Annotated in this window: 11 protein-coding genes; all 11 read right to left on the bottom strand. The window is 42.9% G+C overall.

Translation table 11 applies throughout. From position 1 onward, the window contains the following. Positions 1–22 precede the first annotated feature (22 nt). The 11 genes from MJB10_RS08835 to MJB10_RS08785 all read right to left on the bottom strand — a co-directional run bounded on the left by MJB10_RS08835 (position 23) and on the right by MJB10_RS08785 (position 14,523). Positions 23–1,882: a methyl-accepting chemotaxis protein gene (locus MJB10_RS08835; protein WP_314803628.1), complete on the bottom strand. Its 1,860-nt coding sequence runs from the start codon at positions 1,880–1,882 to the stop codon at positions 23–25. 177 nt (positions 1,883–2,059) lie between these two features. Then, on the bottom strand, positions 2,060–2,218 hold the full coding sequence (locus MJB10_RS08830) for a hypothetical protein (RefSeq protein WP_314803625.1): 159 nt from the start codon (positions 2,216–2,218) through the stop codon (positions 2,060–2,062). A gap of 182 nt (positions 2,219–2,400) precedes the next feature. Then, positions 2,401–3,162 (bottom strand): DeoR/GlpR family DNA-binding transcription regulator, encoded by a 762-nt coding sequence (locus tag MJB10_RS08825; protein WP_314803623.1) that lies wholly within the window; start codon positions 3,160–3,162, stop codon positions 2,401–2,403. Then, positions 3,159–3,689, bottom strand: coding sequence for a D-lyxose/D-mannose family sugar isomerase (locus tag MJB10_RS08820; RefSeq protein WP_397386620.1), 531 nt, complete (start codon positions 3,687–3,689; stop codon positions 3,159–3,161). Before MJB10_RS08820 ends, MJB10_RS08825 begins: the two co-directional genes overlap by 4 nt. Before the next feature lie 8 nt (positions 3,690–3,697). After that, positions 3,698–4,921 carry a carbohydrate kinase family protein gene (locus MJB10_RS08815; protein WP_314803619.1) on the bottom strand — a complete coding sequence of 408 codons (1,224 nt, stop codon included), beginning with the start codon at positions 4,919–4,921 and terminating at the stop codon, positions 3,698–3,700. Positions 4,922–4,923: 2 nt separating this feature from the next. Next, positions 4,924–6,081, bottom strand: a complete 1,158-nt coding sequence (locus tag MJB10_RS08810) for a Gfo/Idh/MocA family protein (RefSeq protein ID WP_314803616.1) — start codon at positions 6,079–6,081, stop codon at positions 4,924–4,926. A 25-nt stretch (positions 6,082–6,106) separates the two neighbouring features. Then, positions 6,107–6,940, bottom strand: a complete 834-nt coding sequence (locus tag MJB10_RS08805; RefSeq protein WP_314803614.1) for a class I fructose-bisphosphate aldolase — start codon at positions 6,938–6,940, stop codon at positions 6,107–6,109. Between the two features lie 223 nt (positions 6,941–7,163). Next, entirely contained in the window at positions 7,164–9,467 is a 2,304-nt protein-coding gene (locus tag MJB10_RS08800; RefSeq protein ID WP_314803611.1) for an FAD-dependent oxidoreductase, read from the bottom strand. Positions 9,468–9,481: 14 nt separating this feature from the next. Beyond that, positions 9,482–11,104 carry a cache domain-containing sensor histidine kinase gene (locus MJB10_RS08795; protein ID WP_314803608.1) on the bottom strand — a complete coding sequence of 541 codons (1,623 nt, stop codon included), beginning with the start codon at positions 11,102–11,104 and terminating at the stop codon, positions 9,482–9,484. An 87-nt stretch (positions 11,105–11,191) separates the two neighbouring features. Then, entirely contained in the window at positions 11,192–12,772 is a 1,581-nt protein-coding gene (locus MJB10_RS08790) for a response regulator (protein WP_314803605.1), read from the bottom strand. A gap of 92 nt (positions 12,773–12,864) precedes the next feature. Beyond that, complete coding sequence (locus MJB10_RS08785) at positions 12,865–14,523, bottom strand: extracellular solute-binding protein (RefSeq protein WP_314803602.1); 1,659 nt, start codon at positions 14,521–14,523, stop codon at positions 12,865–12,867. Positions 14,524–14,528 lie beyond the last annotated feature (5 nt).

Raw genomic sequence — 14,528 nt, 5'->3', positions numbered from 1 at the left:
GCAAAAACATCCAGGTGTGCATCTAAACTTTAAATTTAGAGACGGTATGGGATAATTCTCTGGCTAAATATTCAAGCGACTGTGAGGATGAGGCTGTCTCTTCAGCTGCAGCGGCGGTTTCCTCACTAACAGCTGCAACCGATTCGATCGCTTCCATGACTTGAGCCGTGTGTTTAATTTGAGATTTACTGGCCTCAGAGATTTCACTTACCTTAAGCGAAGACTCTCTAACCTTTTGCATGATATGGTCAAAAGATTCGAAAGTTATGCGTGATTGTACGACTCCTTCAGATACAGAAACGACGCTTTTCTCTGTATTTTGCTGCATCAGCTTAATAATTTCTGTGATTTCGTTCGTCGCTTGACTGCTGCGCTCTGCGAGCTTTCTCACTTCATCCGCAACAACAGCAAATCCTCGGCCATGCTCACCCGCACGAGCCGCTTCGATCGCTGCATTCAGCGCAAGAAGGTTCGTCTGTTCGGAGATTTCATCGATTAAATCAATAATTTCGCCAATTTTAGCGGAATCTCTTTCAAGCAAGGTCATGTGCTGCTTCACTTGCTCCATACCTTCTATGGAAGTATGAACCGCTTCACTGCCTGAACGGGCTATGGCTACGGTTTGTTCCGATAGGATGGAAGCTTGGGACGCAACTTGATCAATTTTGTTAATAGCACGGGACAAATCTTTAAACAGCGCAGCCATCGTTTGCGAGGCCTCCGCTTGATTCATGCTGCCCTTAGCCACTTCTTCCGTACTTTGTGAAATTTCTCTACATGCATAAGCGACACTGTTGGAGGTTTGTAAAGCACTCCCGATCATGGTATGCATGGAATCGAGCATGAAGTTTACATTTTTCCTGAGTACGCCAATTTCATCATGACCAAATTCATCCAGTCTCCTTGTCAAATCGCCTTCTGCTACCGATTCCATAAGTCCGCTAAACTGAGCAATTGGCTTTAAGATAAAACGGGCTACGACCAATGCTATCATGATAACGCCTAGGATACAGAGAACAACGATAATCGCGGTGATCCACGTTATACTGTGAACTTGCTGGAACAATTCGGACTGCGGGATCGTCACAACAACTTTCCACCCTGTAGCTCCGATCTCGGCAAATGCCGTGCCACGTGCTTCTTGATTCCAAGTGTCCGTGAAATAACCACTTTTTTGCTTAAGAACGAGTGTTTCGAATTGCTTCGCCGTATCTGCCGTGGCAATTTCCGATATATTTTTACCGATAAAATCAGCATTCGGGTGTACAAGTATCGTGCCAGAAGGCGACACCAGGTAACCAAAGCCTCCCTTACCAAATTGAATATGTTTCATGCGTTCAAGAATTTGATCAGCGGAGATAATCGATTGGATAATACCGCGAAACTCTCCCTTGTCATTGACGAGGGGATTATCCACGACAACAATCTTCTTTCCTGTCCCTGCTTCAGACAGCAACTCAGATACTTGCAGGACCTTGTTGGTTTGGGCTTTCTTGACATTAGGGAAGCTCGAGCCGTCAAAACCCTCCCCTTTGGTATTCGTTAAGAATTTATTTGCATCGATATAACCGAAGCCATTCACTTCTGCATCACTCTGAACAAGAACCTTCAGAACTGAAAGCACATCTTCTGGCTTTCCATTCACAAATTCAGGATGAGCCTTCGTCACGTTCTCGACCATTTTAATTTTCTGAGATAGCCAAGTATTCAAATCATTTGTATTCAGTTGTGCTCGCTGCTGCAAATTTTCTTCTGCGTTTTTTTGCAAATTTCCATTGGTCATGTAGCCTAATAGCGAGGAAGCAATCAATAATGGGACTAGTCCTACGACAAGCAGGAGGAGAATAATTTTGGATTTAATGGATTGAAACCGGCGCAGCATAAGAACCTCTTTTCTCTAAACGATATTGGTTTTATGTGTCCTAGCTTAATCCATAACTATTAAATGAAAATTTGGTTAATGTTAGAATTGTATGTATATATACTCACAATAATCGTCCGGTAATATAACGGATGATATTCCTGATTTCATCCCTTCAAAAGTCCGAGTTATATAAAATTAACTTGCATTAGAAGTGTTAGAATTCCCCGAATTGTCGAGAGAAAATCCTTGATTCTCACGTTTCGTATATGATTCGTCCAACAACTTTTTAAAATCAACCCAACGATCTACTTTATTTAAGCTTGCAATTTTTAAAGAATCAAATAATACGCCCATTTTATGTCCACTCCTTTTCGAAAAAATATTAAAAAGCATGGATGCAATGATCCATGCTTCCGGATGTCCAGTCAGCTTGTTAATTCCGATTAATTCAATGTGTTTTATAAGTTTTAATCTAGCATGGCTTTACTTAATTGTCAATCTCCTTAATCATAGACAGTTCCCCTACCATCGTCATCTTATGAACATACGTGCATTTGGACAGATGCTTCCTCCAAGGAAGTGCGCAGCTCCCCCTCTGGGTGCCGGTCAGAAATAATACGATGAACCGTACCTAAATCAGCGAATGAAAATAAATCCCGAACGCCATACTTGGTGTGATCCATCATGATATTGACTTCAGACGCTTGTTCGATAACAAGTCTTTTTATTTCGGCTTCATGCATATTGGAATTGCTAAATCCATGTTTGATTGTAAGGCCTGTAGTTCCAATAAATACGCGGTCAAAAGCCATTTTTGCAATAGCAACGGCTGCGACAGGTCCGACCAGCGTCGATGTTTTTTCCAACAGCATGCCACCTACGACAATCGTCGAAATATGCTTACCTTGAAGCTCCGCAGCGATATTAAGCGCATTCGTAACCACAGTGATCGGCATGTCGGGCGTTAAATACTTGGCAACTTGAAGCGTAGTCGAGCCTCCATCGAGAAAAACCGATTCACCTTTTTGAATCAACTGTGCTGCACGGAGACCCATCTTCATTTTCTCTTCCATCATGACGCCTGTACGATCCTGAAGAGCTATATCCTTGCCTATAAGGATGGCTCCTCCGAAAGTTCGTCTAAGAAGTCCCATGCCTTCAAGTTTCTCCATGTCACGTCGAATTGTCATCTCCGTGACATCAAACATTTCTTTCAGTTCTGCTATTTTAATCTCACCATCAAGTGCCATACGATCCAGTATTTGTTGCTGCCGCTCATTTATCTGATTCGTTATCATGAGGAACCCCCGTTACGTTGAATGCGAGGATCGGTAAATCGATCAAACTCATCCCGACTGGTGCTAGAAAATTCAGATACAATGGCTCCGTCATCACCCGCTTGAAACCAATGTTTAATCCCTGGTTCAATCGTATATTGCTCGCCAGGATGCAACACGATTTCTTTCAATACGGTGTAGTACTCCTCACTCCCTGAGGGTAAAATAGCCGAAATTTCTGACGTCGGTTCTCCCTCCACATAGAGATATACTATCCCTGTACGGCAGCGAAAGGTTTCCATTTTACCTGTTTCATCACCTATATCAGGATGAAGATGTTCAGGGCATGTCTGTCTAGGAAATAAAACTAATTCCTTGGCACAATAACGGTCAGTATTGATATAGGTAATAAGCTCAAGCCCTTGGACCTCAAGCTGGCCCAGTCCAAAATCTGCAATTTCGATATGCGCGATCTCATGCTCAGTTAATTCAATTCCTGACGAATTCAACATCTGTTCTGCACGCAGCTGAGCTTGACTTATCTCAATTTGCCTCATTAGCTTTCCACGCTCTCTTTCTTAGACTTATGGTGGGGACCTATCCAGATCTGATCTTCATTCAAAATCCAATTTTCCAACTTCAACTTCATTTCTCGTTTATTCCAACCCTTATTTATTCGTTCCACAATTACTGCCCATTTCGGAATACCGCTCGTAGCATCAGCATACTCAACATTACAGGCACCAACCGCCACAGCCGTCTGAAGTGAATCAGTCAGTGTTAACGTTCTTGTCAGTCCCAGGAGGAAGCCTGCTATTGTACTATCACCTGCACCCGTCGTTCCAACAACATCTACCTCATAACAGGAGGAAATAAGCTCGCAGTTTAACCAATCACCGAGTTGGTCTTGCGGAGGGGAGCATAACCCCATTTGTGCGAATCTCTTCTCATCTGACGTTGTTCGAACATATAACCCATGTTCCCCGAGTTTAATGACAACAATGGCAGCCCCCATTTGAATGAGTTCAGAGGATAGTTGAGCTAATAATTCTCCATTGGCAAATGGAAGCAGGTCTCCCCCTCTAGCTTCTTTCATCATGAGATCAAAACGCTCGTGATCAAGCATATACACAATTTCCTCGAAACTAGGCAGGAATACATCCACAAAAGGAAGTGTTCTCGTCAAAATAGTGCGCCAATCCGCCTTACCAGCGATGGATTCTGGATCAGGTTTAGCCATATCAAGGGAAACTGTCAATCCGGTATCTTTGGCTTTCTTCAATAGCGTTGCAAGTTCTGTACCCTCATGTTCATACATGGTCTTCATTAAAGGTGGGTAACCGAAATGAAAAAGTTTTGCCCCATGCAACTGATCCTGCTTCAAATCAGAGGCGGAAAAGGTATCATTTGCTCCCGTCGCATGTAGAAATGTACGATCCATATTCGGCGGACTAATGACAATGGAGTAGGAACTGTGCTCATCTGGCGAGACAATCATCCCACTGGCTAATGAAGGTTCTAACTCGCGAAGCAAAGTAAGAATCGCTTGCCCAAATTGATCGGCCCCGATCTTCCCCATAAGTTTAACATCACACCCGAGATGGTGAAGCGCTATTCCCGTATTGGATACTGCGCCTCCTGTGGAGATAACAGCAGGTCCGACGTTTACAAGCTTTCCAGGTGCAAGCAGGGCATCCATGCTCGTTCTCTTTTCATACAATGTGGGAATAATATCTAAGCAAATATGTCCAGCCACGATGACCTCTGCATTTCCGTTCACAGTCATTCCTCCCAATGAAGCGCAATCGTTTGACCCGTTCGGCTCGATTCTAATGCTGCAGTAAACACAATATGACTCGAAGTCGCTTCTTCTGGCGTTGCACAATAAAAGGGTTGCATCATCTCAGCGCGATTAGTGAGCTCATCACAGAAAGCAGCCCACATTTGCAAGATAGAATCCGAGAAGCCGAATTCAAAGATGCCTCCTGTTATTGTTCCATAAGCTGATTTATAGGGAGTATCAGTTATATGCCATGACTGTACCCCACCTGACCGATATGGTAAAGAGGCAACTTGCTTCGGATTCTTGGTTGTGAATTCGGCAGACAATTCCGTGCCCGTGATGCGAATAAACCAAGTATTGGCATGCCCTGGAGCGATACGCTTTGTCGATAAAACCATTGGAAATTGTTGCGTACTGGTTTCAACCTCACAAGCTAGTATCGCATTATCCCAAGTTTCACAAGGGACTAATTCCCCTTTACCATCTGGACGCTCGGGTACGATTTTGGAAAGCAAAGCTCGAACTGATTTCGGTTTCCAACCTAATCGAATAGGCAAGTGAAGCACATGCATACCCAGATCGCCCATACAACCATATTCTCCATTGGTAGCAATTCGCCTTTTCCAATTAATAGGTTTCGTTGGATCCAAATCACTTGAATGCCAAAATCCAGCCTCAACTTCAATAATCTTCCCAAATTTATTCTCTCTCACCCACTGGACAATTTGCTGTGCACCAGGGAAAAATGGGAATTCAGAGGAACATCTGACGATGACATTTGGATTTCGTGATATCGCTTCAGTAATCAACGCGTTGGCTTCCTTATCAATCCCGAACGGCTTTTCACCAAGCAAATGTTTACCTGATTCAATAATATCGATATAAATCTGCGCATGAAGATTGTGCGGAACAGCACAGTAAATCGCATCAACCGTGGGGTTAGCAAGCAACTCCCGATAATCGGTATATGTCGCTTCCACACTTGCTAAGCTGTTTTTAAACCATTGTGTGGCTTCAGGATTTGCATCACAAACCGCTACAATTCTCGGCTCACTATTCATATTAGTAAGATGACACCATCTTGCTGCAGCACTTGCAAATTCTCTGCCCATTAATCCGCAGCCAATAACGCCAAAACGAATGATTTTCTTATTCATGAGTAGATGATCTCCCCTTGGTCATTTATTGAAGTAATAGGGCAAGTGCCTGCTCTTTTGAATCTCCATGATGAACGATGGACATTAAAGCTTTGGTCATGGCCGCTGGATTCGGATGCTGGATGACATTGCGACCGTATACGATACCAGATGCGCCTTGCTTCATCAGTTCTACCGTACGGCTCATAATTTCCTCATCACTTGCTCGGCCTCCGCCGCGGACGAGGACAGGAACACCAGAAGCAATCTCAATCACACGATGATACTCTTCGACATGATCACAAGGGTCCGCTTTAATGACGTCTGCCCCGAGCTCAACAGCTTGCCTTACAAGAGGCAGAATTTTGTTGATATCACCATCCACCATATAGCCGCCCTTTGCTTCGTTGGCAAGCATGACTAACGGCTCTACCATAAGCGGCATGCCGTACCTCTCACATTCTGTCTTGAGGAGCGATACATTCTTCACACATTGATAGTGGAGTTCAGGCTGATTAGGCAATTGCAGCAGATTTACGCATACAGCCACAGCATCCATACGGACCGCTTGCTCAATCGCTTTATCAATCCTTTCGCTGAAAAGAAACGAAGAAAGCTCATGCCCATAAATATTAGCGACATCTGTACGAAGCACAAGTCCAGGTTTATTGCTGCCTGGAATGTCTTGCAGATGTTTGGCTTGACCAATGCTAAGTTGAATACAGTTAGGCCCCGCATCAACAATGGTTTCAATGGCTTGCTTCATATTTTCAATACCGGATAAAAAAGTAACTTCATTAAAAAAGCCGTGGTCAATCGCAACATCAAAACATTTTCCCTGTTTACTAAACATGCGGTTTAATCTTGGCTGAACTGACATGAATACCATCCCCTAAATGTGATTAAATTACACAGAAAAGTTTATATATAACATAAATATAAGTTATTTTGTAACATATGTCTATTGTTTATAAAAAATCAAAAGCCCTACGATATTTATCGCAAGGCCGGTTTGATAACTATTTTTATTTATCTAAGCAATTGTCTTGGGTTTTAAACGTCGGTCCTCCAGTGTACTTAATTTCCAGCTTCCATCATTTACTCTAATAACAGCGTACCTCATACACGCCTGCAGAAGGATCCCCATTTGTAGCCAAAATCGTAATACGAAGACGATCCGTCTGTATGGCATGATCAAGCGTATGCCTAACCAACCTTTGATAATTGTCTTCCACATGAACGAGTGTGGTCCAGGTATCACATATGAATGCTTCAATGATGTAATCCTTAGGACATTGCGGATCTCGATAAAAAGGCTCATATTTATGATATTCTTGAAATAAATGACCAGGAAAAACAGCTTGAATTTCATGAATGGTTTGTTGTTTTTCCCACCCCAGCTGAACGAATGGGGAAACAGGATCAGAAGGATCCGACAACCACAAATTGGTATATTGGTACGGACGCGTAACACCGCTAACGATATTATCACCATCAAAAGATTGCTGAGGCGGTGTAATACGGTAGCTTAGCGTACCGCCATCGGATAAATAACGGCGCATTCTTCCAGCGCCCATGTCAAAGGCAGACACATGCCCCGGAATTACTGTCCCCGCGGAATGCCACTCGACGGATGGATTAGCTTCAAGCTGAAGCCTGATATAGCGATGCGCTGCTGAAGCATGACGCCAATCCACCTTCCACTCCACCCATTGTTTTGTGCCAACTGGTACGATAAGGTCCGTAGTGGCATATACTTCACCTGTGTCAACGCGGTAATCCCATATATGGTCTACGGGAACGATGCTTGCTTGAATGCGTTGTGGACGCCCTGAAGTGTTGGTCAAACAAACGGAGATCGAATCGATGTACCCCTGATTGATAGCAATCCATTGTCCACGCATATGGGTTAACGGCTCCGCCAATTGCTTTCTTAGTTGCTGCTGTTGACTGGAACGGAAACCGTTCGTAAAATCTCGATTTTCCGGACCAACACCATAGGCTAAAGCTGAAGAGCTTACGCTAATTGTTGCAGTTCTGGCTAGGTCGTTGTTATCCTCATTTTTATAATTTGGAAGGAAGCAACCATCCCGAAGCAGGCTTTGCTGAATATTAACCATCGCTGAACCTGTGAGCTCGTCTAAACCGAGTTGATGTTTGACCGCATAAGCTGCGCCCGTGCCTGCGGCTTGTCCCATCAGCGCAGTCGTTGACATCACGCGAACGGTTCCTAGTGCAGCGTGTGTCACACTCACATTGCGCCCAGCCATCATTAAATTGCCCACATCTTTAGAGAGCATAATGCGAAATGGGATACCATAAGGTCCACAATAACTTTTTTGTGCATACTCACTGGTCTCGCTGTAGCCCTCTGCACTCGCAGGCTCCGCCGTTTCGGCAAGAAGTCCTCCTGGCGTGTGAAGATCGACGAACCATCCCCCATAGGCGATTTCGTCTGAGAATACAGTACGATTCTGAATATCGTGCTCCGTCATGAAATAACGTCCTAGAATCCGCCTACTCTCCCGTTTGCCAGGGACTTGGCCAATCCAATCCAGTGCTAAGTTCGCCGTTTGCTCTTTTAATACGGGGTCTTGATTTTTCATCCAGTCCCAGATGCCAAGGGTATGTCTCGTAAGTTCATGACGAATCGTTTCATTGTCATAGACGGTATTCCAAGGAATGCCGATTTCAATCCACCAGAAGCCTGATTCCGTGTCATAGAAGGTGCGGCCCTGCTTGTAAAAGTAATCAGGATCTTCATGTTTAACTGCCCAAGAAGGCGCTTTGAACGGAACAGGACGTCCCATATCTTTGGCTCGAAAATGGATGGAGTTGCCCATGGTATTAGAGCTTGCTTGAAGCGGCGCGTGCGGCTCTCCGAACTCATCTTTTCCCTCGGATCCCCAGCGCCATTCACAGCCCGCCATATCCGCAACCATGCCATCTCCTGTACAGTCAATGAAGACATCACCTTGTATCTCAAGTTCGGTCTCTGCATTCGCAATGACAGCACGCACGGAACTGATCTTGTCACCCGTAAGCTGAACGCTTGTGACAGACGTATTTAAATGGAAGGTCAAGTTGGGAGTCCTAACAGCCATATCATACATGACCATATCCCATACACTATTCGTCCAGCCATTTTCACGAATCTTCTCATGATTGATAGCGCGTTCCTCAATAAGCAGCTCCGAAATGGTACCCGTTTCCCTTGCATACGCATGGAAATTGGCCGCTCCATGTGGGGTAACACGAATTTCAGAGGAACTGTTCCCTCCAAATACGGGTCTATCCTGAATGAGGCAAGTGCGGGATCCGTGCCGAGCGGCAGCAATCGCTGCACAGAAACCGGCAAGACCACCGCCGCAAACGACAACATCGAAAGATTGTTGTATTTTTTTCATAGGTAGAATCTCCTTTATTCCCGCTCTGCAGGAAACTGAATTAGAATCGTCGTTCCCATTCCTAAATAACTATGTACTTGTACACCATAATTTGAACCATACTGAAGTTTAATACGTTCATCTACATTACGGATCCCGTACCCAAGCGCTTCTTCCCCCAAATTAGATAATTGTTGACTGGTATGTTTATCCATACCAATGCCATCATCAATGACCTTAAACTCGATCATATCGTTCGTAAGTCTCCCTATAATTCTTACATTCAAATTATTGTTCTTATACCACGCGTGCTCTAATGCGTTTTCAACGAACGGCTGAAGAATTAATTTAACTGTCTGCATGGGCAATAGATTCGGGTCTACATCATAGCTAAACCTTAACTTCTCGTCGTATTTGATTCGCTGAATTTCAATATATAATTGAACCTGTTCCAATTCTTTGGCTATCGTTATCAACGATTTCCCGTTATTTAACGTCAGTCGATAAAACTGGCTCAATTTTATGATCATCTGACGCATACGTTCGGTTTGACCTAACTGCCCTAGTGTACTAATCGCAGATAACGTGTTATACAGGAAATGTGGATTAATCTGTGCCTGCAAAGCGGATAATTCTGCCGAGGCACTTCTAAGCTTTGTTTCATAGACCTCTTTAATTAAATGATTAATTGTCCCTGCCATATGGTTAAATGAATCTGAAATCTTACCGAATTCATCTTTATCGGTAACAGGAATTTGCTCTAAATAATGGCCATTATGAAAACTGTTCAACGCATTTACGATTTTTGTTACTCTCTTCGAAAAATATTGCGAAATGAAAGCGCCAAGGATAAGTAAAACAAGCATACTGATCAAGCAAGCCACGAGTGTGGCTATTTTAAGTTTCCTAGCCTCCGCTTGCATTTCATGCATAGGAACATATAAAAGCATTTTGCCTTGAATATCTGGAAGCTCTTCCTCAACTTTTAAATAGGAATGCTCATTCTTAAGGGTATCTAAAGAAATGGCTCCCTGTCCGGCTGGCTCGCTTTTGTAAACAATATCGCCTGCATGGTCGAGAATGATCATCACACTCTTGTTGCCTGGTTTTTCAATATTGGCCGTATCGAATAATTCATCAATTGGGATTTGAATACGCAGCACACCCAAATTTTCAAGAGGAATTCTAGTGATATTCAAGAGTGGACGAACGACAGAAATGGTATGGTATTCCTCATCATCAAAAAACTGTCCCCATTGGGATTGATCCTGTGTTAGTTTTAGTTGGTTATACCAGGGGGTATTCTTAATTCTTGAGCTATGATAGATGCTGAATTCTTTGGCGCTGAAACCAAAAGGTCTATTTGTCGTGTAGACCTCAGGCAACGTTTCATTATTGATATACATCGCAATATGAATCGTATGTGTGGAAAGCAGCAGTGCAGATCCAAGCTTAGGCTGCAAATATTTCGTATATTCTTCCCATCCCGTAAGCGGAGACTGTCCGTTGTCCAGCAGTTGTTGTGTTCTTGTATCCCAAAATAGGAAATCCGAAACTTGCTTAATATTAGCGATTCTAAACTCAAGGTTACTGCGGAGTTGTTGAATGACCAATCTCGTGTTCTCCTCTGTCTGCTTCGTCAAACTGTTTAAGGACACAAGATATGAGAAATTACCTACGGCCAGAATAGAGATTAGGACAAGGATAGAAAAGGCGAAGATTAGTTTATTCCGAAAGCTCACGTTTTACCCCTTCTTTCGATAGTCCCCTGGCGAGATGTTAAACCTTTTTTTGAATAGTCGATAAAAATGGGTCATATTCTTGAATCCTAATCTGTCCGCTGCTTCATAGATTTTCATAGTGGGGTCATCTAATAGCTGTTTAACCCGATCCAGCCTCTGATTCAACATATAGTCAGAAAAGTGCATCGATGTCTCTTCCTTGAATAATTGTCCTAAGTGATTAGGCGAATATAAGAAATGCTTAGCTAAATCTTTGAGTGTAATCCCTTCCTCTAAGTGCTCTAGGATATACAACTCAACTTTTTCTATCAACTTCTTATTCCGTTTCGCCAATTTGTTCTGCAGCAATTCTGATATTTCAAACATCTTCTTCCTTAGCCAATCACGCAGATCCTGTACGGTTTCAAACTGATAAATAATATCTAGATGGTGGAAATCCCATTGCAGCAGGTTGTAGACATCTTCATTCTTTTCGTGCAAGAAATCGTTTGCCTTTCCCAATACATAGATCGTGAAATGGTAAACGGAATTTCGGCTCTCTAATTTTAGAATAAGGTTGCCTAATTGCTCCATGATGTCATAAATGTCCACCAACTGATAATTCTGTATAGCATTAAAAAGCTGTGATAACAGCCCATCTGCATCTCCTAGAATTTGTTGGGAAGATTCAAGATTCAACTGTGATGATGCAAAGGGCAGTACCCTTCCTTTTCCGTTGAACATTTTCTGTCCTAATGCTTGCGTAGCTTCACTATAAGACTTTTTGATTACATCTAAATGGTTAACCGGGGTTCCTAATCCAACAGTGATGGTGAAAGCGGAGTTTTGATTAACGCCTTGAATCAAGTTCTCAATCCATTCGAGCGTCTCCTCGTAGGATTTCTCAGGAATTAAAATGCCCAGTCTCTTATTTTCAAGCTCCGCAAACAAATAATTGTCCTTCTGAAGCATGGTTGTCAGATAGGATAAGGCTTCTTTGAGCAATTGATGATGCTCGTCTGAGTCAAGCATATTCAGCCTTCGATCGACATCATCCAACTCTAGAACGGCAGCTCTCCAATTTACAGCGTCCTGGTCCGAGAAGCGATTCATAATTTCATACCTATATACCAAATCGGAATCGCCTTCTAGCAGCTGCTTAACGGCATTATTTTTGACAATATGTTCGGATGTGCTCCATTGCGTCTTTAATTGAGTAAAATCCCGTTCTCTTGCAATTCGTTGAACAGCATTCCCCAACGCTTCTAGAAGCTCGTTATAATCAATCGGTTTAAGAATGTATCCTTCTACACCAAACTGTATGGCTTTCTTGGCATATTCAAAATCCTCGTAGCCGCTAATCATAATAAAAATGATCGAGGGTTTGATTAGTTTCGTTCGCCTAGCCAACTCTAGTCCTGACATAATAGGCATCTTAATGTCCGAAATGACAATATCCAGAGGTAGTTCATTGATATAGTCCAACGCAGTAAACCCGTCATTTGCTTCAGCAACTAGCTTTAAATTAAGCTTCTCCCAAGGGACGAATGTGCGCATTCCCATAATTTCTAATGGTTGATCATCGACAATTAATACATTTAGCATTAGACATCACCCTATCGAAATATCTCTTCCAATTAAAATGGAGGATATACCAAGTATACCCTCCTATATGGCCTTTTGCACAAAAATACTTACTAGCCTTTCATTTTCTTGAGGTTTTCCTGCCATTTGTCCGTCATATATTTCAATACTTTATCATAACCAGCTGCTTCAGCATTGCTTTGAGCCTTATTGATAATTTGAAGGGCTTCGTCACTATTCTTAGCAAACACAGCACGTGCATAAGCCTCTTTCATCAAATCCTTCACTTGTGTATAGATAATTCCTAAGTCTGAGGACGGCAGCGGGAGTATTCCCTCGAATTCAGTTGTATCATAGGAGCTTGCTTTCAAAATTTTATTTGCAGCAATACCGTCAAATTGACCTGGCTTTTTATCGCCATAGCGCTCTTCATCTAAATTAATCAATTTTTGACGCAAGTTCGTATTGGCAAAGTAGTTGCCTGCACCAATTTTCAATTTATCTTTATCGGCTTTCGCGATGGTCTTCGCTTTCTCATTCCGAATCGGTACACCGTCTGCATCAGCTTCATCCCACAGCAAGCCCTTCGGCCCGAAGGTTAACACTTGCTGTCCTTCTAGACCCGTTGCCCAGTCCATATAGGCAAAGAGCTTCTCAGGATCCTTGGCACTCTTCGTAATGACACTGACGTTCCAACCTAGCGTGGAGAAGTTGGCCGGCTTAATCTTTGCTGCGTTCAACCCTTGTTCATGAATTGGCGGGATAACGACGTAGCCAAGATCTTTATTTTTCTCAGCCAAAATGTTATGACCTTCTTGCACGTTAAAGATGTTATTCAATGCCACGACAGCTACGCGTCCTGTTTTTAATTTTTCCTTTACTTGATCACTTTTTTGCGTAAATGCATCCTGTGTAATCAGCTTCTCATTAAACAATTTATTCGCTTCTACCACCGATTTCACAAAAGCAGGATCTTTGAAAATCGATTGAAGTTGATTCTTATCTGGGTACGCTTTTAAGTTGTCTGAGAAGATCAAGGTTTTATCTTCACCATACCCAGCATACAACAGATTGCCCGCCTGCAGCATGCCATTCCCAGTCAATTCACCCGCTTCCAATGGAACTACATTCGGATATGCCGCCTTCACTTTACGTAGATAATCTTCCAGTTCAGCAAAGGTTTCAAGCTTAGGTGAACCTAAGGCCGTGTAGATTTCCTTATTGAGAGCCCAACCTGTATTTCCGTTTTCTCCCCCATAGTAGTTAGGGAAACCATACAATTTGCCGTCTGAAGATTTCAACATGCCCAGCGTTTTATCGCCTGCCCATTTTTTTAAATTCGGATATTTTTTGACATATTCATCGAGTGGAACCAATTGGCCAGCCTGAATCAATTTCTCCAGATCAGCAGCGCGATCTAACGTAATCAGATTCGGCAAATCATTGGATACAATCATGGAATTAAATTTCTGAACTGCTGCTCCTCCGGATTGTACAAAGTTGACATTAACCCCTTTTTGCTCCTTGATCCATTGCGTTGGCGGATCTTGCCCCCAAGGCGTGGATACAGCCCAATCATAATGAATATACCAACTGAAATCCAAACCTTTGAAATCGACCGCAGGAGATGTTGTAGCTTTGGCCACATTGGTGTTAGCAGCCGTTGCGATTGGTTGCTCAGTTTGAGTTGATTTACTGCAACCTGACGCTACCAGACTTATTGCCGTTAACGCGACTGCTGGTAATAAAAACATTCTTTTCGATCTTTTCATTTCTT

Origin of the sequence: Paenibacillus sp. MBLB1832, from assembly GCF_032271945.1 — a bacterium.
GTDB lineage: Bacteria > Bacillota > Bacilli > Paenibacillales > NBRC-103111 > Paenibacillus_E > Paenibacillus_E roseopurpureus.
The sequence above is the reverse complement of the archived record's forward strand: the minus strand, read 5'-3'. Positions and strand labels throughout refer to the sequence as shown.